This window comes from Streptomyces sp. NPDC060002, assembly GCF_042737245.1.
Taxonomy (GTDB): domain Bacteria; phylum Actinomycetota; class Actinomycetes; order Streptomycetales; family Streptomycetaceae; genus Streptomyces.
Window position 1 is genome coordinate 13,098 of record NZ_JBHWUW010000033.1, and the last position, 22,673, is coordinate 35,770.

Annotated in this window: 18 protein-coding genes; 13 read left to right on the top strand and 5 right to left on the bottom strand. The window is 70.9% G+C overall.

The annotated features are described in order from the left end of the window. The first annotated feature begins 13 nt into the window (after positions 1 to 13). Genes ACFWBD_RS26105 through meaB form a run of 3 tightly spaced genes read left to right on the top strand, consistent with a single transcriptional unit; the run spans position 14 to position 4,976 of the window. Positions 14 to 1,810: a methylmalonyl-CoA mutase subunit beta gene (locus ACFWBD_RS26105; RefSeq protein WP_385671341.1), complete on the top strand. Its 1,797-nt coding sequence runs from the start codon at positions 14 to 16 to the stop codon at positions 1,808 to 1,810. Further along, complete coding sequence (gene scpA / locus ACFWBD_RS26110) at positions 1,810 to 3,984, top strand: methylmalonyl-CoA mutase (protein WP_385671344.1); 2,175 nt, start codon at positions 1,810 to 1,812, stop codon at positions 3,982 to 3,984. Before ACFWBD_RS26105 ends, scpA begins: the two co-directional genes overlap by 1 nt. Before the next feature lie 5 nt (positions 3,985 to 3,989). Beyond that, positions 3,990 to 4,976, top strand: a complete 987-nt coding sequence (meaB, locus tag ACFWBD_RS26115; RefSeq protein WP_385671347.1) for a methylmalonyl Co-A mutase-associated GTPase MeaB — start codon at positions 3,990 to 3,992, stop codon at positions 4,974 to 4,976. Between the two features lie 234 nt (positions 4,977 to 5,210). On the opposite strand, the gene ACFWBD_RS26120 is transcribed toward meaB, so the two are convergent. Further along, positions 5,211 to 6,836 carry an alpha/beta fold hydrolase gene (locus ACFWBD_RS26120; protein ID WP_385671350.1) on the bottom strand — a complete coding sequence of 542 codons (1,626 nt, stop codon included), beginning with the start codon at positions 6,834 to 6,836 and terminating at the stop codon, positions 5,211 to 5,213. Between the two features lie 14 nt (positions 6,837 to 6,850). Beyond that, complete coding sequence (locus ACFWBD_RS26125; protein ID WP_385671353.1) at positions 6,851 to 8,482, bottom strand: alpha/beta hydrolase; 1,632 nt, start codon at positions 8,480 to 8,482, stop codon at positions 6,851 to 6,853. A 498-nt stretch (positions 8,483 to 8,980) separates the two neighbouring features. Here ACFWBD_RS26125 and ACFWBD_RS26130 point away from each other — a divergent pair, with 498 nt between their 5' ends. From ACFWBD_RS26130 to ACFWBD_RS26150, 5 genes are all read left to right on the top strand, one after another. Continuing rightward, positions 8,981 to 9,127, top strand: coding sequence for a hypothetical protein (locus tag ACFWBD_RS26130; protein WP_385671356.1), 147 nt, complete (start codon positions 8,981 to 8,983; stop codon positions 9,125 to 9,127). A gap of 62 nt (positions 9,128 to 9,189) precedes the next feature. Further along, a complete protein-coding gene (locus ACFWBD_RS26135) occupies positions 9,190 to 10,023 on the top strand; it encodes a DUF4436 family protein (protein ID WP_385671492.1) in 834 nt (277 codons plus the stop codon). A gap of 263 nt (positions 10,024 to 10,286) precedes the next feature. Continuing rightward, positions 10,287 to 10,862: a TerD family protein gene (locus tag ACFWBD_RS26140; RefSeq protein WP_351767362.1), complete on the top strand. Its 576-nt coding sequence runs from the start codon at positions 10,287 to 10,289 to the stop codon at positions 10,860 to 10,862. A gap of 16 nt (positions 10,863 to 10,878) precedes the next feature. Beyond that, positions 10,879 to 11,055 carry a twin-arginine translocase TatA/TatE family subunit gene (locus tag ACFWBD_RS26145; protein ID WP_385671359.1) on the top strand — a complete coding sequence of 59 codons (177 nt, stop codon included), beginning with the start codon at positions 10,879 to 10,881 and terminating at the stop codon, positions 11,053 to 11,055. Between the two features lie 405 nt (positions 11,056 to 11,460). Further along, positions 11,461 to 12,114, top strand: a complete 654-nt coding sequence (locus ACFWBD_RS26150; RefSeq protein WP_385671362.1) for a lysophospholipid acyltransferase family protein — start codon at positions 11,461 to 11,463, stop codon at positions 12,112 to 12,114. Positions 12,115 to 12,322: 208 nt separating this feature from the next. Here ACFWBD_RS26150 and ACFWBD_RS26155 read toward each other — a convergent pair whose 3' ends face one another. Then, positions 12,323 to 12,499, bottom strand: a complete 177-nt coding sequence (locus ACFWBD_RS26155; protein WP_385671365.1) for a CsbD family protein — start codon at positions 12,497 to 12,499, stop codon at positions 12,323 to 12,325. Positions 12,500 to 12,856: 357 nt separating this feature from the next. Further along, complete coding sequence (locus tag ACFWBD_RS26160) at positions 12,857 to 13,849, bottom strand: LacI family DNA-binding transcriptional regulator (protein WP_385671495.1); 993 nt, start codon at positions 13,847 to 13,849, stop codon at positions 12,857 to 12,859. A 293-nt stretch (positions 13,850 to 14,142) separates the two neighbouring features. Between ACFWBD_RS26160 and ACFWBD_RS26165 the strand changes: the two genes are divergently transcribed. The 5 genes from ACFWBD_RS26165 (at position 14,143) to ACFWBD_RS26185 (ending at position 21,744) form a co-directional block, all read left to right on the top strand. After that, positions 14,143 to 15,069, top strand: coding sequence for a carbohydrate ABC transporter permease (locus tag ACFWBD_RS26165; protein WP_385671368.1), 927 nt, complete (start codon positions 14,143 to 14,145; stop codon positions 15,067 to 15,069). A gap of 4 nt (positions 15,070 to 15,073) precedes the next feature. Then, positions 15,074 to 15,997 carry a carbohydrate ABC transporter permease gene (locus ACFWBD_RS26170; protein ID WP_385671371.1) on the top strand — a complete coding sequence of 308 codons (924 nt, stop codon included), beginning with the start codon at positions 15,074 to 15,076 and terminating at the stop codon, positions 15,995 to 15,997. Between the two features lie 93 nt (positions 15,998 to 16,090). After that, on the top strand, positions 16,091 to 17,428 hold the full coding sequence (locus tag ACFWBD_RS26175) for an ABC transporter substrate-binding protein (RefSeq protein ID WP_385671374.1): 1,338 nt from the start codon (positions 16,091 to 16,093) through the stop codon (positions 17,426 to 17,428). A gap of 119 nt (positions 17,429 to 17,547) precedes the next feature. Next, on the top strand, positions 17,548 to 19,593 hold the full coding sequence (locus tag ACFWBD_RS26180) for a beta-galactosidase (RefSeq protein WP_385671377.1): 2,046 nt from the start codon (positions 17,548 to 17,550) through the stop codon (positions 19,591 to 19,593). A gap of 123 nt (positions 19,594 to 19,716) precedes the next feature. Continuing rightward, positions 19,717 to 21,744 carry a glycoside hydrolase gene (locus ACFWBD_RS26185; RefSeq protein WP_385671381.1) on the top strand — a complete coding sequence of 676 codons (2,028 nt, stop codon included), beginning with the start codon at positions 19,717 to 19,719 and terminating at the stop codon, positions 21,742 to 21,744. 6 nt (positions 21,745 to 21,750) lie between these two features. On the opposite strand, the gene ACFWBD_RS26190 is transcribed toward ACFWBD_RS26185, so the two are convergent. Beyond that, positions 21,751 to 22,668 (bottom strand): STM4011 family radical SAM protein, encoded by a 918-nt coding sequence (locus ACFWBD_RS26190; protein ID WP_385671384.1) that lies wholly within the window; start codon positions 22,666 to 22,668, stop codon positions 21,751 to 21,753. Between the last annotated feature and the right edge of the window lie 5 nt (positions 22,669 to 22,673).

The following is a 22,673-nucleotide window of genomic DNA, read 5'->3' on the forward strand; positions in this document are numbered from 1 at the left end:
CTAGCATCCGAGCATGACGGTCCTGCCCGAAGACGGGCTTTCGCTGGCCGCCGAGTTCCCTGACGCGACTCTTGAACAGTGGCAGCGCCTCGTGGCGGGTGTGCTGCGCAAGTCGGGCAGGGACGTCTCGGACGCGGCAGCCGAGGAGGCCCTGTCCACCGCACTGGAGGACGGGCTTCACCTCCGGCCCCTGTACAGCGCGCACGACGGCGCACCCGACCCCGGCCTGCCCGGATTCGCACCGTTCGTCCGCGGCGGCCGGGCGGAGGGGAACTCCGTCGGCGGCTGGGACGTGCGACAGCAGCACACGACCGGCGGCGCGGTCCTCGCGGACCTGGAGAACGGCGTCACGTCACTGTGGCTGCTCCTCGGCGACGGCGGCATTCCGGTCACCTCGCTCGGCCGGGTCCTCGACGGCGTGTTTCTCGACCTGGCACCCGTCGTCCTGGACGCCGGAAGTGACGTCGAGTCCGCCGCGCAGGAGTTGCTGCGGCTGTACGAGGAGCGGGGCATCGCCGGGGAGGCGGCGCGCGGCAACCTCGGCGCCGACCCGCTGGGTCACGAGGCCCGTACCGGCCGCACGTACGACTTCGCACCCGTGGCCGGTCTCGCCCGCACGTGCGCCGAGGCGTATCCGGGGCTGCGGGCGCTGACCGTGGACGCACTGCCGTATCACGAGGCCGGCGGTTCGGCCGCGCAGGAGCTGGGCTGTTCGATGGCGACCGCGGTGGCCTATCTGCGGGAGCTGACCGAGGCGGGCCTGCCGGTGGAACTCGCCTGCGCCCAGCTGGAGTTCCGCTACGCGGCCACCGCCGACCAGTTCCTGACCGTCGCCAAGCTGCGGGCGGCTCGCCGGCTGTGGGCGCGGGTCACCGAGGTCTGCGGAACCCCGGTCGGACAGGTGCAGCACGCCGTGACCTCGCCGGTGATGATGGCCCGTCGCGACCCCTGGGTGAACATGCTGCGCACGACCGTCGCCACGCTGGCGGCCGGGGTGGGCGGCGCCGACGCCGTGACCGTACTGCCGTTCGACCATTCGCTCGGCCGGCCGGACGACTTCGCGCGGCGCATCGCCCGCAACACGTCCACGATCCTCATCGAGGAGTCGCACCTGTCCCGGGTCGTCGACCCGGCGGGCGGCTCCTGGTACGTGGAACGGCTCACCGACGAACTCGCCCATGCGGGCTGGGAGTTCTTCCAGAGGATCGAGCGGACGGGCGGCCAGGCGGCCGGTCTGCGCTCGGGCCGGATCGGCCAGGACCTGGCGACCACCTGGAAGGCGCGCAGCGCGAAGCTGGCGAAGCGCCGCGAGCCCGTCACCGGTGTCAGCGAGTTCCCGGACCTCGCCGAGCGTCCGGTGGAGCGCGCGCCCGCGCCCGCGCCCCGCTCCGGCGGGCTGCCCCGGGTACGGCGCGACGAGTCGTACGAGAGGCTGCGCGCCCGGTCCGACGCCCACTTCGCGGCGACCGGATCGCGCCCCCGGGTCTATCTGGCCGCTCTCGGCCCCGCCGCCGCGTACACCGCCCGCGTCGGCTTCGCCGCGAACCTGTTCCAGGCCGGCGGCATCGAGCCCGTCACCGACGGCCCCTTCGCGGACAGCGGCGCCACCGAGGCAGTCCTCTGCTCCAGCGACGCGCTGTACGAGGAACAGGCGGCGACCCGGGCCAAGGAGCTCAGGGACGCGGGTGCCTCGCATGTGTTCCTCGCGGGCCGCCCGGGGCAGTACCCGGGAGTCGACGCGTACGTCTTCGCGGGATGCGACGCCGTCGCCGTCCTCTCCGCCGCCCTCGACCGCATGGGAGTGTCCTGATGGGAATCCCCGACTTCTCCGGGATCGAGCTGGGGACCCCGGCCGTGGACGGCGGCGCCGACGAGTGGCGTACGGCCGTGAAACAGGCCACCGGCGGTGACGGGCCGCTGTGGGAGACCCCGGAGGGCATCACGGTCAAGCCGCTGTACACGGGCCGTGACCTGGAGGGCCTGGACTTCCTGGGCACCTACCCGGGTATCGCCCCGTATCTGCGCGGGCCGTACCCGACGATGTACGTCAACCAGCCCTGGACGATCCGCCAGTACGCGGGCTTCTCCACCGCCGAGGAGTCCAACGCCTTCTACCGGCGCAATCTGGCGGCCGGCCAGAAGGGCCTGTCGGTCGCCTTCGACCTGCCCACCCACCGCGGCTACGACAGCGACCACCCGCGCGTGACGGGCGACGTCGGCATGGCGGGCGTGGCCATCGACTCGATCCTCGACATGCGGCAGCTCTTCGACGGCATCCCGCTGGACCGGATGACGGTGTCGATGACGATGAACGGCGCCGTGCTGCCGGTGCTCGCGCTCTACATCGTGGCCGCCGAGGAACAGGGCGTGCCGGCGGAGAAGCTGGCCGGGACCATCCAGAACGACATCCTCAAGGAGTTCATGGTCCGCAACACCTACATCTACCCGCCGAAGCCGTCGATGCGGATCATCTCCGACATCTTCGCCTACACCTCGCAGCGGATGCCCCGCTACAACTCCATCTCGATCTCCGGCTACCACATCCAGGAGGCGGGCGCGACGGCCGACCTGGAGCTGGCGTACACGCTCGCGGACGGTGTGGAGTACATCCGCGCGGGCCGTGAGGCGGGGCTGGACGTGGACGCGTTCGCGCCCCGGCTGTCGTTCTTCTGGGCGATCGGCATGAACTTCTTCATGGAGGTCGCCAAGCTGCGGGCCGCGCGCCTGCTCTGGGCGAAGCTGGTGGGGCAGTTCGACCCGCAGAACGCCAAGTCGCTGTCCCTGCGCACCCATTCGCAGACCTCGGGGTGGTCGCTGACCGCGCAGGACGTGTTCAACAACGTGACCCGCACCTGCGTCGAGGCGATGGCCGCGACGCAGGGCCACACGCAGTCGCTGCACACCAACGCCCTGGACGAGGCACTCGCGCTGCCCACCGACTTCTCGGCGCGCATCGCCCGCAACACCCAGCTGCTGATCCAGCAGGAGTCCGGCACGACCCGGGTGATCGACCCGTGGGGCGGCAGCGCGTACGTCGAGAAGCTGACGTACGACCTCGCCCGCCGTGCCTGGCAGCACATCCAGGAGGTCGAGGCGGCGGGCGGCATGGCCAAGGCGATCGACGCCGGCATCCCCAAGCTGCGGATCGAGGAGGCGGCGGCCCGCACCCAGGCACGCATCGACTCCGGACGCCAGCCGGTGATCGGCGTCAACAAGTACCGCGTCGAGACCGACGAGCAGATCGACGTGCGATCGGTCGACAACTCCTCGGTACGCGCCCAGCAGATCGCCAAGCTGCGGCGCCTGCGCGCGGAGCGCGACGAGCGGGCCTGCCAGGACGCGCTCGACGCGCTGACCCGGGCGGCCGGCGGCGAGGGCAACCTGCTGGAGCTGGCCGTCGACGCCGCCCGCGCGAAGGCCACCGTCGGGGAGATCTCCGACGCCCTGGAGAAGGTGTACGGGCGCCACGCGAGCCAGATCCGTACCATCTCCGGCGTGTACCGCAACGAAGCCGGGGAGTCGCCCTCCGTGGAGCGCACCCGCACCCTGGTGGACGCCTTCGAGGAGGCCGAGGGCCGCCGGCCGCGCATCCTGGTCGCCAAGATGGGCCAGGACGGCCACGACCGCGGCCAGAAGGTGATCGCCACCGCCTTCGCCGACCTCGGCTTCGACGTGGACGTCGGTCCGCTGTTCCAGACCCCGGCCGAGGTGGCCCGTCAGGCCGTCGAGGCGGACGTGCACATCGTCGGTGTCTCGTCGCTGGCCGCCGGGCACCTCACCCTCGTGCCCGCGCTGCGGGAGCAGCTCGCCGAGGAGGGGCGCGAGGACATCATGATCGTGGTCGGCGGGGTGATCCCGCCGCAGGACGTGCCCCTCCTGCTGGAGATGGGCGCGGCGGCCGTCTTCCCGCCCGGGACGGTGATCCCGGACGCGGCGTACGACCTGGTCGAACGGCTGTCGGCCGGCCTCGGACACGATCTGTAAGCCCCATGGCCATCGACCTCGACACGTATGTGAAGGGTGTACTCGACGGCAAGCGGGCCCTGGTGGCCCGTGCGATCACGCTGGTCGAGTCCACCCGGCCCGATCACCGGGCGCTGGCCCAGGGGCTGCTGACCGGGCTGCTTCCGCACAGCGGGAAGGCGCGGCGGATCGGCGTCAGCGGGGTGCCGGGCGTGGGCAAGTCGACGTTCATCGACGCGTTCGGCACCATGCTCACCGCGCTCGGGCACCGGGTCGCGGTGCTCGCCGTCGACCCGTCCTCCAGCCGCACCGGCGGCTCGATCCTCGGCGACAAGACGCGGATGGAACGCCTGGCCGTCGACCCGGCGGCCTTCGTCCGCCCCTCCCCGACCTCGGGCACGCTGGGCGGGGTGGCCAAGGCGACGCGCGAGTCGATCGTGGTGATGGAGGCCGCGGGCTACGACGTGGTCCTGGTGGAGACGGTCGGCGTGGGCCAGTCGGAGACCGCGGTCGCCAACATGGTCGACTCCTTCCTGCTGCTGACCCTCGCCCGTACCGGCGACCAGCTCCAGGGCATCAAGAAGGGCGTCCTGGAACTGGCCGACGTGATCGCCGTCAACAAGGCGGACGGCCCGCACGAGCGCGACGCCCGCGCGGCGGCACGTGAACTGGCGGGCGCCCTGCGGCTGATGCACGGCAGGGACGCGGCCTGGACGCCGCCCGTCCTCAGTTGCAGCGCCCGTGAGGCGGCCGGCCTGGACACCGTCTGGGAGCGCCTCGAACAGCACCGCACCCTGCTCGACTCCACCGGCCGGCTCGCCGCCAAGCGCCGCGAGCAGCAGGTCGACTGGACCTGGTCCATGGTCCGCGACGAACTCCTCGGCCGCCTGCACTCCGCCCCGGCGGTACGAGCCCTGGCACCCACCCTCGAACAGCAGGTCAGAGACGGCGAGTTGACGGCCACACTGGCCGCCGAGCGCATCCTGAAGGTGTTCGGCGGCGAGGAGGCCTGAGGAGCTGCTCGGCCGTCGCTGCGACCTGGTCGCTCACCGAGCCTTCGCCGTGGTGGGAGGTCGTGCATGCCGGTGTCGAACTCGAGCCGTCGAACTGGACATCGGCACGCACTGACGATTCGTCGACCGGCCCGGTGTTGTTGGGCCGGCGCCGCCGGGGCCCGCATCCACCACCATGGAGGGTGCGGGACCCGGCGGTTCCGGCACCGTGGGCGGCGGTCGCCGGCAAGCGCCTTACGGTGCGATCTCGAACCGCGGCGGCTGGAGTCCCGCGAGGCAGCCGGTGTCCGGCGCGGTCGGACGGGCGAAGAACGACGTGGTGATCGTCTGCGCGCACCGCGAGTCGGCGAACACCACGTGGGCGACGTAGGGGACCGTGACGGCCGTGGAGCGACTCAGCGTACGGGCGACGTACGCCCCGTTGCTCGGCGCCGTCTGGGCGTCGAACCCGCCGGACAGGGCGAGGGTCGGAATGTCGCTGCGGGTCACGTCCCGGACCGACGGGGGCGCCGGGGGCACGTCCCAGGCACGGCAGTCGTCGTGGAGCCAGGCGAGTTGCGGGGCGTTGGCCAGCATCGATCGGGGGAACGACGGGAACGCGCGGCGTCCGCCCCTGATGATGTCGGCCCGGCTCTCGTACGGGGTCCACTGGCTGCAGAAGACGCCGTAGACCAGCCCGTGGGCGACCCTTCCGATTGCCTGCGGGCTGTACTTGCCGCCCGCGAGCTGCTCGGCGATCCGCTGCGGGTCGCCGTGGGCCAGTTCATCGATGGAACGCGGCACCCCGGCCGCCACGTGGGTGGCCGAGGTCAGCCAGGCGACCAGGTTGCCCCCGTCCAGCACGACCTTCACCGGCTCCGGGTGGACCGGGACCGTGACGGTGGTGGTGATCGGGTTGGCCTCCAGCTCACTGACGAGGCGGAGGAAGGTGGCCTTCAGGTTCGGGTAGCGGGTGTTGCAGGCGGGCTGCTTCTCGCAGGCCTTGAACAGGCCGTCGAAACCCTCTCGTGCAGCCTTCCAGGTCACGGCCCCGCCGGCGATGGACGGCGGCAGGACGCCGTCGATGCCGACCGAGCGGATGCCCTTCGGGTGCAGGCGCATGTAGTTGAGCGCCAGGTGGGTGCCGTAGGAGATCCCGAAGACGTTCCACTTCTTGACACCCAGCGTCTTGCGCAGGGCGTCGTAGTCGGCCGAGCTCTCGATGTCGTTGTAGGTGCTGCGGTCGGCGCCCTTGGCGTCCACTCGGTCGCGGCAGGCCCGGGTCGCCTCGACGTGCAGGCGCCCGGTGGACGGCGCGTTGGAGACGAGGCCGAGGGCGCGGGCGTTGAACCGGTCGATGTTCGGGCAGGTGAGCTCCGGGTCGGCCGAGTAGGTGCCGCGCTGGGACATGAAGATCACGTCGCGGTCGCGGTTCAGGTTGCCGGCGAGCGCCATCGGGATCTCGGAGACCGCGTCGTCGCCGGGGCCGCCGGCGAGCCACACGATCGGGTCGGGCGCGGGGCGGCTGCTCTCCGCGGGCATGATCGCGACAGCGAGGGTGATCGTGCGTCCGTCGTGGCCCCCGTACCCCATGGGCTCCTTGGGGCCCTGGGCCTCGGAACGCTTCTCGGGCACGGTGAGGGTGCCGCAGCGGGCGCGCGCGAGATCGGGGATCGGGTCCGCCGTCCTGGGGCAGGGGCCCGGTTCGAAGTGGGCGTCGCCCACCGTACGGGCGACCGTGCCGATCGGGCCGTGGGTGCCGGACTCGGCGTGTGCGGGCATCGCGGCGAGGCCGACGACGAGGGCGCCGGCCGTGGCTCCGGCCAGCGTTGCCGGGAGCCGTCGCGCGGGGCGCCGGCTGGGGGTCGTACCAGGGGACATCGTGCGTACTCCGGTCAGGGGACGATGGTGAACGGCTTGGGTTTCACTCCCGGCACGCAGCCGGTGTCGGGCGCGGTCGGCCGCGCCAGGAAGGAGAGCAGGACCGACGCGGCGCAGGGCTCCTGGGGCACCACCCAGTGGGTGATTCCGGGAATCACCACGGCGGTCGAGCGGGGCAGCGTACGGCCGGCGAACGGCCCCCAGCTCGCCCCGGTCTTCGCGTCGAAGGTTCCGGTGATGATGAGCGCGGGCACCTTGCTGTGGGTGGCCACCCGCTGGACCGCGGTGCGGTCCGGGACGTTCCATACGCGGCACAGGTCGTGCTCGAAGGGCAGTTGCGGTGCGTGGGCCAGCACTGAGTCCGGCCATCCGGGGAAGGCCCGGCGACCCGCCTTCAGCACGTCGCGCTTCGAGAAGCCCGGGGCCCACTCGGCGCAGGCCACCGAGTGCGTCAGCCCGTGGGCGAACTCGCCGATGGCGGGCGTCGCGCCGGCGGCCTGGGCCCGCGCGAGGCGCTCCGGATTGCCGTCGGCGAGTTCGTAGAGCGCCGCGGGGACGTCGACGGCCGGTACCAGCCGGCCGTTGGTGACCAGCAGGTTCACCAGCGTGCCCCCGTCGAGGACGACCTTCACCGGGGTTCCGCCACCGGGCGGCGGTACGGTCAGCGTCAGGGGGTTCGCCTCCAGCCGCCGGACCTGCTCCGTGAGCGTGCGGGAGAGGTGCGGGTAGCGGGACTTGCAGGCGGGCTGGGCCGCACATGCCGCGAAGATCGCGTTGATCCCCTCCTGGGCGCTGTCCCAGGCCCAGGGCAGGCTCACGATCTGTGGCGGCACGACCGAGTCGATCGCCAGCGAACGGATGCCCTGGGGGTGTCGGCGCAGGTAGGTGAGGCCCAGGTCGGTGCCGTAGGAGTAGCCGTAGACGTTCCACTTCTTGATGCCCAGGGCCTTGCGGAGGGCGGCGAAGTCCGCGGCGTTCTCGGTGGTGTTGTAGGCCGTGAGGTCGTTTCCCTCGGCCGTCAGGCGGTCCCGGCACTTCTTCGCCGCGCGTACCAGCCCTTGTCCGGTGGACGGCGCGTCGTAGGGCAGGCCGACGGCGGTCGCGTTGAACCGGTCCATTTCCGGGCAGGCGAGGTTCGGCTGCGAGTGGAGGGTGCCGCGCTGGGCCACGACGATCAGATCCCGGTCGCGGTTCACGTCGGAGTCGATCAGGAAGGGGATGGCTCCGAACGCGTCTCCGCCGGGACCCCCTTCCATGAACACCACGGGGTCCGCGGCCGGCTTCTTCGACGCTGCCGGGATGATGGCGACGGCCAGCCGGATGGTCCGTCGCGTGGGGCGCTCGCGGTTCTCGGGGACCTCCAGGAAGCCGCACCGCCCGGGAACCGGCTCGGACGTCTGTGGGCAGGGGCCCGGCACGAACCGCGCCGGATGCCCCGACGCCGGCGCGCCGACAGGCGGCGACTGGGCGCTGCTCGGTGCGGTCCCGGCCGCACCGAGGGCACCCAGACATGCGGCGAGGAGCGCCGCCCTCGTACGCGCCCTGCGGCTGAGTCGTGAAGGGGTGTGTCGAGCCCGGTTCCGTTCGGGCGTCCCGGTCGCGGAGAAGGAGGGCAGGCGCCCGGGACCGGTGTCGTCTTCCGCCATGTGATCTCGTCTCTCTCACGTCCCTGGCCACTCCGGTCGGGGGACGGCTGGCATGGCAGCGCCCCGCCGCATGGCCGGGCAGGGCGCGTACGCCAGCCTGCGTTCGGGCAAGGGCTTCCACCACTCGTCGCCTCCACTTGGAGCAGCCCCAACCCGTACCGGGGGCTGTCCCCGGTACCCGGCAGGCCGGGGGCGGAGCCACCCCCGCTCCGGCGGTGGCCACTCAGCCGTATGCCCGAGGCAGGTGGTGCGGCGCGCTCCGTTGCCGCCACGTCGTCCACATGCACGTCCTCGGAGCACGCCGTAGCGTGGATTGCGTGCGTTCCGCCAACACCGCCCAGGCGCCGCCCGGGAGGCCCCGTGGCTGTCGGTAGGGGAACGGGATCACATGGCGGAGCGCAGCTTCCGCGTCGGGGCGCGGGCTGCCGATGCGTTCTGATCCCTCCCGGAGAAGTGCGTTACGGGGCCGGAATCCTCCTCCTCCCCGACAGGAGCCTGGTGCATCGCGGCGACTGGGAGGGATTTCACAGCACCTTCAAGGTGGTGAGCCCGGACCGCAACACTGCCGTCACCGTCGTGTGCGACGCGGAACCACCCGATATCTTCCGTGCGGCAAACCGGCTGCTGCGCATCTGGACCAAGTGATGCGTCAGGCCCGTCCGGCACCTGCCGGCTCTCCTCGCCCACGACGTTCCGGGGGTTCCGTCCTGCCCGTGCTCATCCTCATCGCGTTCCTGATCGTGGTGGCGGTTGCCGTTGGTTCGTGGCTCCAGTTCACCGAGCGGCAGGCGGTCGACACGGTGCACACCGTCGGATCCTCGGCCGCCGACCGGGTGGACGTGGAGGCCGTCGTCCAAAGCGTCGACGCCGCGGGCAGAGAGCTGGTACTGCGGGTCTGGGTGATCCCGCGCGGGGCCCTCGGCGAGGCGGACGGGGCGGCCCCGGTGGCCGATCTCAGCCTCCAGACCTCGGGGGCGACCCTCAGCGACCTGGAGTTCGGGGCGCATGAGCGGCTCGCGACGAGAGACGTGCAGGTCGCGCTCACAGGCGGATCGATCAGTGACTACCCGTTCGACACCTACGAGACGGACATCGCGTTCCGGGCGCAGCTGGGTGGCAAGGAGGTGCCGGTACGGATGCTGTTCTCCAACAACGACACGCTCTTCGCGGTCTCCGCGGAGCCTGCGCCCTCCCGGCAGGAGGCCGTGATGGCGCTGGGGCTGGCGCGATCGGGCAGCCTGCTCGTCTTCGCGGTCTTCATGATGGTGGTGATGTGGGCGCTGGCGGCGTCCGTGCTCATCGGGGCCTGGTACCTGACGACCGGCAGTGAGGGCCTTGTCTGGCCCGGCCTCGCCTGGATGGCCGCCACCCTGTTCGCCCTCGCCGCGTTCCGCAACACCGCCCCCGGCACACCCCCGATCGGCTGCGTGCTGGACTGGTTCGCCTTCCTGTGGGCCGAGACCGTCATCGCCCTCTGCCTGGTCACCGTGGTCATCACCGGCGTCAACAAGGCCCTCCAGCAGGACGCGCCGCCCACGTAGTGGCTCGCCGCACTGGGCCGGCCACGCCCACGGTCAGGCGCGTATGGCGGCATGCCAGGATCTGAGGCGGGTCCACGGGATCCTCCCTCGGGGGCTCGCCCCCGAGCTCCGACGGTGGTCCTGGGTCCCGCCGGGCGCGCCGGGCACCCGGAGTTCGCCAGGTCACAGTCCCCATTATTTCTACAGTCCTGTAGATTCGATTCGGGCGCAACCGCGCGTACCATCTCGACCAGTCACAACCAGTCTCAACCAGGAGGAAGACAGTGGGAGTTTCCCTGTCCAAGGGTGGCAACGTATCCCTGAGCAAGGCGGCGCCGGGCCTCACCGCGGTCCTGGTCGGTCTGGGCTGGGACGTGCGTACCACCACCGGCACCGACTACGACCTCGATGCCTCCGCCCTGCTCCTGGACGCGTCCGGCAAGGTCCTGTCCGACCAGCACTTCGTCTTCTACAACAACCTGAAGAGCCCGGACGGTTCGGTCGAGCACACCGGCGACAACCTCACCGGTGAGGGCGAGGGCGACGACGAGTCGGTCAAGGTGAACCTCGCCGCCGTGCCCGCCGACATCGACAAGATCGTCTTCCCGGTCTCCATCCACGACGCCGAGAACCGCGGCCAGAGCTTCGGCCAGGTCCGCAACGCGTTCATCCGCGTCGTCAACCAGGCGGGCGGCCAGGAGATCGCACGGTACGACCTGAGCGAGGACGCCTCCACCGAGACCGCGATGGTCTTCGGCGAGCTGTACCGCAACGGCGCGGAGTGGAAGTTCCGGGCCGTGGGCCAGGGTTACGCCTCCGGGTTGGCCGGGATCGCCGCCGACTTCGGCGTCAACGTCTGACCGGGGCGCTCTCGTCATGTTCGGACTGAGCGAACTCGTCATCATCCTCGTCATCGTCATCGCCGTCCTGGCCGCACGGAAGCTGCCCGAACTGGCCCGTACGGCCGGCAAGTCGGCGCGCATCCTCAAGGCGGAGGCGCGGGCGGCGAAGGAGGAGCAGCCTCCCGGCGGGGAGGGTCGGCTCTCCCGCTGATCCGCTGAAGGGGCAGGCCCGTCCGGTCGCGCGGCGCCGGATCCACCAGCCGCGGAGGAGGACCGGGGCGGCCGCGAGTCCGGCGCAGCTGCCCAACCCGGCCCCTCGCGGGTCCAGAAGTCGCCGGTGGGCCGGCAGGTCACCCCCTGGTGGCAGCCGGCCTCGGCGAGGGCCGTGCGGCAGGCCCGGTGATCGTCGCCTACCGGACGGGGCCGGTCAGCCCCACAGGAGAGGGAAGCGCCGTGCACGGCCACAGCCGGCCTCTTCCCGGCACAGCCGGGACTCAGCTGCGCCGGGACTCAGCTGCGCCGAGACTCGGCGTGCTCGTTGAGTATCCGTACTCAGGCGCGTTCCTCGCCCGCGGGACGACACTGGGGCTCCTGTCGCCGTTACCGGAGGTTCCTCGTGTTCAGCCGTGCCGTCATCGCCCTGACACCGTTCTTCGGGCGGCTCACCGTCACCAGTGAGATCAAGCTGCGCCTGCCCGCGGGGACCCTCTTCGTGGCCAACCACGACTCCATGGCGGACCCCGCCGTCGTCATGACCGCGCTGCGGCGACTGGAGCTCGAGCCGGTGGTGATGGCGACCGCGGGACTGTGGCGCATACCGCTGCTCGGCAGAGCGCTCAGCCGTGACGGTCACATCCCGGTCCACCGCCGTACGGCGCACGCGGCGCTGGCTCTCGACGCCGCCGCCGAGGCGCTGGCCGGCGGCCGGCACGTGCTCCTCTACGGCGAGGGCCGGCTGCCGCGCCGCAGGGACGCGGCGGCCACCGCGCCCGAGCCGTTCCGCACCGGGCTCGCCCGTCTGGCGCAGGCGACCGGCGCGCTGGTGGTGCCGGTGGGCCACGCGGGCGCCCGGCGGATCGCCTCGGGGTCGGCCGCGAAGCAGCTGGCGGGCGCGTTGTCGGCGCCGGTCCGGCGTCCCCACTGCCATGTCCACCTCGGCGCGCCGCTGCGGCTGCCCGCGGAGACGGAGCGCGGCACGGCGGCCGCCCGGCTCGCCGTCACCGCGGCCTGGCGCACCGCGGCCCGCGCCGTGGGCGAACACCCGAGGTAGTCACGGCCAGTTCGACCTGATCGCGGCCGTTTCCGGTTCGCCACCGGAGCGCGAGGAGACTGAGCAAGTACTGGCCGGTTTCAGCACCGGCCACCGAGCGGGCATGCCTGCCCCGAGCCCTCCCGGGCCATCGCCCCGCAGGGAGCCTGGCACCGCTGGCAGGGCGCCACGCTTTCCGCGGGGCCGGGCCGCAGGGCGCGGGAGGACCTCAGTCGGTGAGGGTGTCCTTGATCTTCTGCTTGGCCTGGCGGGCGTCGCCCCTGGCCTGGCCGGCCCGGCCTTCGGCGGTGAGCCGGTCGTTGCCGACGGTGCGGCCCGCGACTTCCTTGATCCTGTCCTTGGCCTGCCCGGTCTTGGCCTGGTAGGTCTTCTCATCGGCAGCCATGCCACTCACACCTTGCTGTGCTCGACGTCGTGGTCTCCCCCCGCCCCGACCCCACGGCAACCACCTCGCCTACACGATCGGCCTCTCCCACCGTCCCAGCCGCGACCATGAACCATTCTGAAACGATCGGTTAGTCACGGACGGAGACCCAAGGCGGTCACGGGGGCGGATCCCCGAGGTGGTCACGGACGGATCCCCGGAGCAGGCGCTGACCGATACCCCGAGCAGGCGCGGACGGATTCCCGGAGCAGGCGCTGACCGATACCCCGAGCAGGCGCGGACGGACACCCGACGCAGCCACGGATGGGGACCCGATACCGCTGCCGCCGGGCACCCGGGTCCGGCCCGAAGGGGCCGTCACCGCCCGGCGGGCGGTGGCGCCGTGCTCTGCCGCAGCACCAGCCGCGTCGGCACGAGCGTCGTTCCGCGTTCCGAACCGTCCGGGCGCATCTTGCGCAGCACGGCCTGGACGCAGAGCCGGCCGACCTCGGCGAAGTCCTGGTGCAGGGTGGTGAGCGGGGGCAGGAAGGAACTCGCCTCGGGGATGTCGTCGAAACCGATCACGCTGACGTCCTCGGGCACCCGGCGCCCGCCCTCGTGCAGAGCGCGCAGCAGGCCCAGGGCCATCTGGTCGTTGGCCGCGAAGACGGCGGTGCAGTCCTCGCGGGCGGCCAGCTCGCGGCCGGCCAGATAGCCGGACTCCGCCGACCAGTCACCCCTGACCAGAGGCGGCGCGGTGCGGCCCGCCTCGGCGAGGGCCGCCCGCCAGGCGTCCGCGCGGCGCTGCGCCGCGAACGAGCCCTCGGGTCCGCCGAGATGCCAGACGGTCCGATGGCCGAGGTCGAGGAGATGCTGGACGGCGGTTTTGGTGCCGCCCGCCTGGTCGGTGTCCACGACGGTGTAGTGGTCGCCGGCGTCGGAGTCCACGACCACGACCTGGACGTGCGGCGGGAGTTTCACGGTGGCCGCGTCCAGCAGGTGGACCTCCATGATGACGATCACCGCGTCGACGGCCAGCTCCTCCAGCCGGGAGAACGCGCCGCGCACCTCGTCGCTGGTGGGGACGGCCACCGGGAGCAGGGTCACCGCGTAGCCCTCGGCGGCCGCCGAGGTCGCGATCGCCTCCAGGGTGCGCACGTTGCCGGTCGTGGACAGCGTGAACGTGATGACGCCGATCGTGCGGAACTCACCGCGCTTGAGGGCGCGGGCGGCGCTGTTGGGCCGGTAGCCGAGTTCCTTCATGGCCTCGAGGACCTGCCGCCGGGTCTCCTCGTTCACACCGGCGTAACCGTTGGAGACCCGGGAGACGGTCTGCGAGGACACCCCGGCGAGCCGCGCGACGTCCGCCATGGAGGCCGTGGCCCGGGCGCGTCCCGGCGCTTTGGCCGGTGATCTTTCAGCCATGTCCACTCGGTGTGCCCACCTCTCTGTCGGCGCAGGTGCCACGGTCTCACCGGAGGACCCTTGACCATCGTTATCGGGGCAGTGTAGACATGCCGCCATCAGATGTTTACGTAAACATAACAGCTTGCCCAGCCTCTTGCGTGGCTGATGTTTACGTAAACATCATGGTGGCGGTGGGGCGTTCGGAAATCTCCGCGCAACACCGCCCCGGTTCCAGGACTGGACGAGCGAGGAACGACATGACGACGCTGCAACCGCCGGTGGCCGCCGAGCCGCGGCCGGCACCTCCTCCGGCGAAAGGGGACCGCCGCTCCTGGACGGGGTGGGGTTTCATCGGTCCCTTCGTGGCCGTTTTCACCCTGGTCTTCCTGGCCCCGATCATGTATTCGATCTACCTGAGCCTCTTCCGTGACCAGCTCATCGGCGGGAACCAGTTCGTCGGCCTGGACAACTACACGCGGGCCCTGCAGGACGACGCGTTCTGGTCGGCAGTCGGCCGGGTGGCACTCTTCCTGGCGATCCAGGTGCCGATCATGCTGGGCATAGCCCTGCTGGTGGCGCTCGCACTGGACAGCGGCCGGCTCTACGGCAAGAGCTTCTTCCGGATCACGATCTTCCTGCCGTACGCCGTGCCCGCCGTGGTCGCCACCCTGATGTGGGGCTTCATGTACGGCACCAAGTACGGCCTGGTGGGCGACATCAACTCCGCGTTCGGTGTCACCCTGCCCGACCTGCTCTCCCCCAGCTGGGTGCTCGCCTCCATCGGCAACATCGTGACCTGGGAGTTCGTCGGGTACAACATGCTGATCTTCTACTCGGCGCTGCGGGTCGTCCCGACCTCGCTGTACGAGGCGGCGGAGATCGACGGCGCCGGTCAGTGGCGGATCATCAGCTCGATCAAGCTGCCCGCGATCCGGGGCGCGCTCGTCATCGCGACGATCTTCTCGATCATCGGCAGCTTCCAGCTCTTCAACGAGCCGAGCATCCTGCGTCCGCTGGCGCTGAACGCCATCACCACGGACTTCACGCCGAACTTCTACACGTACTCGCTGTCCTTCAACGGCCAGCAGCACAACTACTCCGCGACGGTGGCCATCATCATGGGCGTCATCACGATGATCGTCGCCTACGCCGTCCAGCTGCGCGGCATGCGCAAGGGAGCGTGACCCGATGAGCACCTCTGTCACCGCCTCCCCCGCGAAGAGCACCGCACCCAGGCTGCGGACCCCGCGTAAGAAGCACAGCCCGAGCAAGCCGAAGCGCAATGTGCTGCTGACGGTGCTGATGGCCCTGATGGTCCTCTACACCGTGGTGCCGCTGATCTGGCTGGTCATCAACGCCACGAAGACCCAGTCGGGCCTGGCCGAGTCCAACGGCCTCTGGTTCGCCCACGACTTCGCCCTGTGGGACAACATCCGGACCACCTTCACCTACCACGACGGCATCTTCGGCCGCTGGTTGCTGAACACCCTGCTGTACGTGGTGCTCGGTGCGGGCGGCGCGACACTGCTGGCCGTGCTGGGCGGGTACGCGCTGGCGAAGTTCCAGTTCCCCGGCAAGCGTGCGATCTTCGCCGTGGTGATCGGCGCGGTCGCCGTGCCCGCTACCGCGCTGGCCGTGCCGACCTTCCTGATGTTCAGCAAGATGGGGCTGACCGACACCCCGTGGGCGGTGATCATCCCGTCGCTCGTGTCGCCGTTCGGTCTCTATCTGATGTGGGTGTTCGCCGCGGAGGCGATCCCGACCGAGCTGCTGGAGGCGGCCCGGATGGACGGGGCGAGCGAGGCGCGCATCTTCTTCCGGGTCGCGCTGCCGCTGCTGGCCCCAGGGATCGTGACCGTGCTGCTGTTCACCACCGTCGCCACCTGGAACAACTACTTCCTCCCGCTGATCATGCTGAAGGACCCGGACTGGTACCCGCTGACGCTGGGTCTGAGCGCCTGGAGCTCCCAGGCGCAGACCATCGGTGGCGACGTGATCTTCAACCTGGTGATCACGGGGTCCCTGCTCACCATCCTTCCGCTGATCGCCGCCTTCCTGTTCCTCCAGAAGTACTGGCAGTCCGGCCTCGCCGCCGGAAGTGTCAAGGAGTGACGTGGGCCGCGCCCCCCAAGCCCCACATTTGAGCAATACCGGCACCACCCCCACCCTCACCTGTCCCACCCACGAAGAAGTGGAAGCAGCCCCATGCGCAGAACAACGAGCCGCATCCTGCGCGGCATAGCCCTCGTCTCCACCCTCGCCCTGGGCGTCACCGCCTGCGGCGGCTCGGACGACGACTCCGACACGAAGGCCGTCTCCGCCGGCGACATCCAGGCCGCCCTGGACAAGGGCGGCGACATCACGGTCTGGGCCTGGGAGCCCACCCTGAAGACGGTGGCCGCCGACTTCCAGAAGAAGTACCCGAAGGTCAAGATCAACCTGGTCGGCGAGCGCTCCGGCGACAAGCACTACACCGCGCTGTCCAACGCGATCTCGGCCGGCAAGGGCGTCCCGGACGTCGCCCAGGTCGAGTACTTCGCGCTCGGCCAGTACTCCCTGACCAAGGGCCTGACCGACCTGGCCCCGTACGGCGCCTCCAAGCTCGCCTCCAAGTACACGCCGGGCCCGTGGAACGCGGTCAGCGACGGCGACAAGGTCTACGGCCTGCCGATGGACTCGGGCCCGATGGCGCTGTTCTACAACAAGACGGTCTTCGACAAGTACAAGATCGCCGTCCCGACCACGTGGGACGAGTACCTGGTGGCGGCCCGCAAGCTCCACAAGGCCGACCCCAAGGCCTACATCGCCAACGACCTCGGTGACCCGGGCTTCACCACCTCCCTGCTCTGGCAGGCCGGTTCGCGCCCCTACGAGGTCGACGGCACCAAGGTCGCCATCAACTTCGACGACGCGGGCGCCAAGAAGTTCGAGACGGTCTGGCAGCAGCTGATCGACGAGAAGCTGCTCGCCCCGGTCAACGGCTGGACCGACGACTGGTACAAGGGTCTGGGCGACGGCACCATCGCCACCCTGGCCACCGGCGCGTGGATGCCCGCCAACTTCGTCAGCGGCGTCCCGAACGCCAAGGGCCAGTGGCGCGCGGCGGCGATGCCGGCCTGGACCGCGGGAGACAAGGCGAGCGCGGAGAACGGCGGCAGCTCGCTGGCGGTCCCGACGCTGGCCAAGAACAAGGAACTCGCCTACGCCTTCACCGAGTACGCCAACGCCGGTGACGGTGTCGCCTCCCGGATCAGCGAGGGTGCCTTCCCCGCCACCAAGGCGGAGCTGGAGTCGGCCGCGTTCCAGAGCAAGAAGTTCGACTACTTCGGCGGCCAGGAAGCGAACAAGATCTTCGCCGACTCCGCCGCGAACGTCGCGAGCGACTGGTCGTACCTCCCGTTCCAGCCGTACGCCAACTCGATCTTCAACGACACCGTCGGCAAGGCCTACGTCTCCGGCACCAAGCTGGCGGACGGCCTGAAGGCCTGGCAGGACGCCTCGATCAAGTACGGCGGGGAGCAGGGCTTCACCATCGAGAAGTAGCCGGTAAGCAGTAATCGGTACGCAGTAGTCGGTACCCAGTGATCGCTACGCAGTAAAACGCCGGGCGGCGCGGCTCCCGGGCCGCGCCGCCCCCGTGCACCACCTTCGGAAGGACCGCCATGATCTCCACCCTCCAGTCCCGCATGCTGCGCGGGGCGGACGGTGACCCCGCTCCGCGTCTGGCGTACGGCGCCGACTACAACCCCGAGCAGTGGCCCCGGGACGTGTGGGAGGAGGACGTGCGGCTGATGCGGGAGGCCGGCGTCACCGTCGTCTCCGTGGGGATCTTCTCCTGGGCACGTATCCAGCCGGGTCCGGACACCTGGGACTTCGGCTGGCTCGACGAGGTCATGGACCTGCTGCACGCGGGCGGGATCGGCGTCGACCTGGCCACCGCCACCGCCTCCCCGCCGCCATGGCTGACCACGGCCCACCCGGAGATCCTGCCGGTCACGGCGAACGGCGAGACGCTCTGGCCCGGCGCCCGCCAGCACTGGCGGCCCACCTCCCCCGTCTTCCGTGAGTACGCCCTGCGTCTGGTCCGGAAGATCGCCGACCGCTACAAGGACCACCCGGCCCTCGTCGCCTGGCACGTCTCCAACGAGCTGGGCTGCCACAACGTCTACGACCACTCGGACGACGCGGCCCACGCCTTCCGGGTCTGGCTGCGTGCCCGCTACGGGTCGCTCGACGCCCTCAACCACGCCTGGGGCACCGCGTTCTGGTCGCAGCGCTACAGCGACTGGGAGCAGATCCTGCCGCCGCGGCTGGCCGCCTCGCACCCCAACCCGACCCAGCAGCTGGACTTCAAGCGGTTCTCCTCGGACGCCCTGAAGGACCACCTGATCGCCGAGCGGGAGATCCTGAAGGGGATCACGCCGGACGTCCCGGTCACCACGAACTTCATGGTGATGGGCAACACCAAGGGCATGAACTACCCGGACTGGGCGGGCGAGATCGACTTCGTCTCCAACGACCACTACGTCCACCCCGGCCCGCAGGACCGCGACGAGCTGTCCTTCTCCGCGAACCTCACCAGCGGCATCGCGGCCGGCCGGCCCTGGTTCCTGATGGAGCACTCCACCAGCGCCGTCAACTGGCAGCCCGTCAACGTGGCGAAGCGGTCCGGCGACCTGGCCCGTGACTCGCTGCTGCACGTGGCGCACGGCGCGGACGCGGTGTGCTTCTTCCAGTGGCGGCAGTCCGCGGCCGGCGCCGAGAAGTACCACTCGGCGATGGTGCCGCACGCCGGCCCGGACAGCGACCTGTTCCGCGCGGTGGCCGACCTCGGCGCCACCCTGAAGGCCCTCGCCCCGGTGGCGGGTTCGGAGCGGGAGCCGGCGGCAGTCGGCATCCTCTTCGACTGGGATTCGTGGTGGGCCAGTGAGCAGGACTCCCACCCCACGGCCCTGCTGGACTACCGGCAGGAGGCGCTCGACTGGTACTCGGCGCTGCTCGCCCTGGGCGTCCGCGCCGACCTCGTCACCACCCGCGCCGACCTCTCCCGGCACCAGGTGCTGATCGCGCCCGTGCTGCACGTGGTGCCGGCCGAACTGGCCAAGGACCTCACGCGCTACGCCGAGCAGGGCGGCCACCTCGTCACCACGTACTTCTCCGGGGTGGTCGACGAGAACGACCACGTCTGGCTCGGCGGATACCCGGGCGCCCTGCGCGACCTGCTCGGCATCCGCATCGAGGAGTTCGGTCCGCTGCTCGCCGGGGAGTCCGTGGAACTGGACGACGCCACCTCGGGCAGCCTGTGGACCGACCGGATCACCGTCACCGACGGCGACACCGAGGCCCTGGCGCACTACCGCACCGGTGTGCACGCCGGACGCCCCGCCGTCACCCGGCGCCCGACCGGCGGCGGTTCGGCCTCCTACGTCTCCACCCGGCTCGGTGTCGACGGGCTCACCTCGCTGCTGCCCCGGCTGCTGGAGCCGGCCGGCGTCAGCAGCGAACTCCCGGCGGACGTCCGGGGGTCGGTCGAGCTGACCGTCCGGCGCGGCGCCGAGGGACGGTTCCTGTTCCTGGTCAACCGGACCGACGACAGGGTGCCGGTGACCGGGCTGGACGGTGAGGTGCTGGTCGGCACCAGCGGCACCGAGGGCACCCTCGTCCTCGGGCCGCGGGAGGTCGCCGTCCTGCGCCGGCCCGCCGACTGACGTCACGCACCCGCACCCCCACGACTCCTCGGCACGGCACGCACCCGTGACGAGGGCCATCCCCTCCTGCCCGCGCGGCGGGAGGGGCCCACCACAGCGACCGCACCGCAGTTGGGAGCACAGATGGCACGCCGTACCCGCAGCAGACGGAACCTCGGGGCCGCCGCACTCACCGCGCTGGCCACCGGGGCCGCCCTCCTCAGCGTCCCCGTGCAGGCGCACGCCGAGGCCGCCGTCACCGTGACGCCGGATCCGTCGTACCGACAGCAGAAGTTCGAGGGCTGGGGCACCAGCCTGGTCTGGTTCGCCAACGCCACCGGGGACTATCCCCCGGCCATCCGCGAGAAGCTCGCCAAACTGCTGTTCGGCGACGACGGCCTCGCGCTGAACATCGCCCGGTACAACATAGGCGGCGGCAACGCCCCGGACGTCACGGACTATCTGCGGGCCGGCGGTGCCGTCGAGGGCTGGTGGAAGGCGCCCGAGGGCACCACCCGCGAGGACACCGACTGGTGGAGCGCGGACGACCCGGCCGACTGGAACAAGGACGCCGACGCCACCCAGCGCTGGTGGGTGGACCGCATCAAGAAGGACATCACCCACTGGGAGACGTTCAGCAACTCCCCTCCTTGGTTCATGACCGAGAGCGGGTACGTGTCCGGCGGCTTCAACGCCAACACCGACCAGCTGAAGACCGACTCCGTCGACGACTTCGCCGCCTACGTGGCGGGCGCGACCAAGCGGCTGGAGAAGGCCGAGGGCATCAAGGTCGACACCGTCGACCCGTTCAACGAGCCCAACACCGGCTACTGGGGCACCCGTCTGGACGCGAACGGCCAGCCCGTCGGCGGCCGCCAGGAGGGCGCCCACATCGGCCCCGAGCTCCAGCAGAAGGTACTCGCCTCGCTGGCGCCCGCACTGAAGAAGGCCAAGGTCAAGGCCGAGATCTCGGCGATGGACGAGACCAACCCGTCCATCTTCGCGACGAACTGGAACGCCTACCCGCAGGCCTCCAAGGACCTCGTCGACCAGATGAACGTCCACACCTACGGCACCGGTCAGCGCACCACCGTGCGCGATCTCGCCAAGGCCGCCGACAAGCCGCTGTGGATGAGCGAGGTCGAGGGCGACTGGGGTGACGGGCAGAGCTTCACGGACATGCGTCCGGGCCTCGGGCTCGCCCAGCAGATGGTGAACGACCTGCGGGAACTGGAGCCCACCGCCTGGGTGTTCTGGCAGCCGGTCGAGGACTACGACAACATGAAACCGGGCGGCGAGTCCGCGAAGGGCGGCAACTGGGGCTCCATCCAGCTCCCGTTCAGCTGCACCAGCACGGACACCCTCCAGTCCTGCCCGATCTACACCAACACCAAGTTCGACACGGCCAGGAACTTCACGCACTTCATCAAGCCCGGCGACAAGCTGATCAAGGTGGACGACACCTCGAGCGCCGCCGCCGTCACCAAGGACGGCAAGGGCGCCTCGGTCGTCCACGTCAACAGCACCGCCGCGGCCCGCACGGTCACCCTCGACCTGTCCAAGTTCCGCGACATCAAGGGCAGCGCGACCGTCACCCCCACGGTGACCAGCGCCGACGGCAAGCTCAAGCAGCAGGCCCCGGTCAAGGTCGTCGACGGCAGGGCCACCTACACCGTCCCCGCCCAGTCCGTGACCTCCTTCGCCGTCAAGGGCGTCTCCGGCGTCGCGAAGAACGCGGGCCTGTTCAGCAAGGGCCACTCCTACACGCTGACCGGCGTGCAGAGCGGCAAGGCGGTGACCGTCGGGGCCAACGGCACTAACCTGGTCATCGGCTCGGCCAGCGGCACCGCCGCGCAGGACTGGCAGCTGGACGCCCGGTACGGCAAGACGGGCGCCCGCCAGCACTACGTCTTCAACAACCCGGCCGAGGGCAAGCGCCTCGCCGTCCGCGACAACGTGCCGGTGGTCGAACCCGACACCGGCAAGCGTGACCCGGCCACCGAGTGGATCATGTCGACCACCGGCGACGGGACGTGGACCCTGGTCAATGTGGCCACCGGACGCCTCCTCGAGGTCGGCGGCCAGGCGACCAACGAGGGCGCGGCCGTCACGACCTGGCAGGCCAACTCCGGTTCCAACCAGCGCTGGAGAGTCACCGACGTGACCCCGTAGCCCCTGTCAGTCCAAGTCCCGTAGGTCCGCGGTCTCCGCCCGCATCGCGATCGTCGTGATGCGGGCGGAGTGCTGTGCGGGGGCGGGTGCCGGGATCCGCTCCAGGACCCCGCCCGCGAAGACGTCGTACAGCGGCAGGGTCTCCAGGTGGACATAGCCGATGTGGCAGTCGCAGACGGCGAGCGGGCAGGGACGGGGGCCCAGGGCGGCGCGGTACGAACCGTCGTAGAGGTTGCCGAGTTCGGCGCGGACGAAGTGGCAGCGCCGGACGGTGCCCTCGCCGTCGACCGAGATCACCGAGTCGCCCGTACGGCAGGGCAGGCCGGCGCTGGTGTGCGGGTGGCGGCTGTACGGGAAGAGCGGGTCGAGGGCGGTCCACCGGTCGGCCTCGGCGTCCTCGTAGGTGTGGCCCTCGGCGGCGTTGATCCACAGGTAGACGTGCGCGGGCAGGTCGGCGCGCAGTCGGCGGGCGGCGTCGAGGTGCTCGGGCAGTCCGACGACGCCGACGCTGAAGCGGATGCCCCGCTCCGACAGATCGCGGCACTTGGTGAGGAAGCGGTCGTACGGCGTCTGGCCCGGGTGGTACGTGCACCACAGGGCCAGCGTGTCGGGGTCGGCCTCGGCGAGCCAGTCGGTGCGGCAGCTGAGGTTGGTCTGGATGGCGACCCGGCGGATGTGCGGGAGGCGGGAGAGGTCGGCGAGGGTGCGCCGGTACCAGGAGCGGACCAGGCCCTCTCCCCAGGGCGTGAAGAGCAGCGAGAGCCGGTCGTCGGTGCGGGCCGCGGCCCACCGCGCGAACCGTTCGAGGGCGGCACGGTCGGCGCGCAGTTGTTCCGTGCTGTCGCGTCGCTTGGCGAACGGGCAGTAGGGGCAGTCGTAGTCGCAGGAGGCGAGCGGGCCGCGGTAGAGCAGGGTCAGATCCATGGCGG

Bases quoted from the DNA above. Each gene is read 5' to 3' on its own strand.
- ACFWBD_RS26175 (WP_385671374.1), top strand. From the start codon at position 16,091: ATGCGCAGAACAACGAGCCGCATCCTGCGCGGCATAGCCCTCGTCTCC.
- ACFWBD_RS26160 (WP_385671495.1), bottom strand. From the start codon at position 13,849: ATGGCGGACGTCGCGCGGCTCGCCGGGGTGTCCTCGCAGACCGTCTCC.
- meaB (WP_385671347.1), top strand. From the start codon at position 3,990: ATGGCCATCGACCTCGACACGTATGTGAAGGGTGTACTCGACGGCAAG.
- ACFWBD_RS26105 (WP_385671341.1), top strand. From the start codon at position 14: ATGACGGTCCTGCCCGAAGACGGGCTTTCGCTGGCCGCCGAGTTCCCT.
- ACFWBD_RS26155 (WP_385671365.1), bottom strand. From the start codon at position 12,499: ATGGCTGCCGATGAGAAGACCTACCAGGCCAAGACCGGGCAGGCCAAG.
- ACFWBD_RS26180 (WP_385671377.1), top strand. From the start codon at position 17,548: ATGATCTCCACCCTCCAGTCCCGCATGCTGCGCGGGGCGGACGGTGAC.
- scpA (WP_385671344.1), top strand. From the start codon at position 1,810: ATGGGAATCCCCGACTTCTCCGGGATCGAGCTGGGGACCCCGGCCGTG.
- ACFWBD_RS26145 (WP_385671359.1), top strand. From the start codon at position 10,879: ATGTTCGGACTGAGCGAACTCGTCATCATCCTCGTCATCGTCATCGCC.
- ACFWBD_RS26120 (WP_385671350.1), bottom strand. From the start codon at position 6,836: ATGTCCCCTGGTACGACCCCCAGCCGGCGCCCCGCGCGACGGCTCCCG.
- ACFWBD_RS26185 (WP_385671381.1), top strand. From the start codon at position 19,717: ATGGCACGCCGTACCCGCAGCAGACGGAACCTCGGGGCCGCCGCACTC.
- ACFWBD_RS26125 (WP_385671353.1), bottom strand. From the start codon at position 8,482: ATGGCGGAAGACGACACCGGTCCCGGGCGCCTGCCCTCCTTCTCCGCG.
- ACFWBD_RS26170 (WP_385671371.1), top strand. From the start codon at position 15,074: ATGAGCACCTCTGTCACCGCCTCCCCCGCGAAGAGCACCGCACCCAGG.
- ACFWBD_RS26190 (WP_385671384.1), bottom strand. From the start codon at position 22,668: ATGGATCTGACCCTGCTCTACCGCGGCCCGCTCGCCTCCTGCGACTAC.
- ACFWBD_RS26165 (WP_385671368.1), top strand. From the start codon at position 14,143: ATGACGACGCTGCAACCGCCGGTGGCCGCCGAGCCGCGGCCGGCACCT.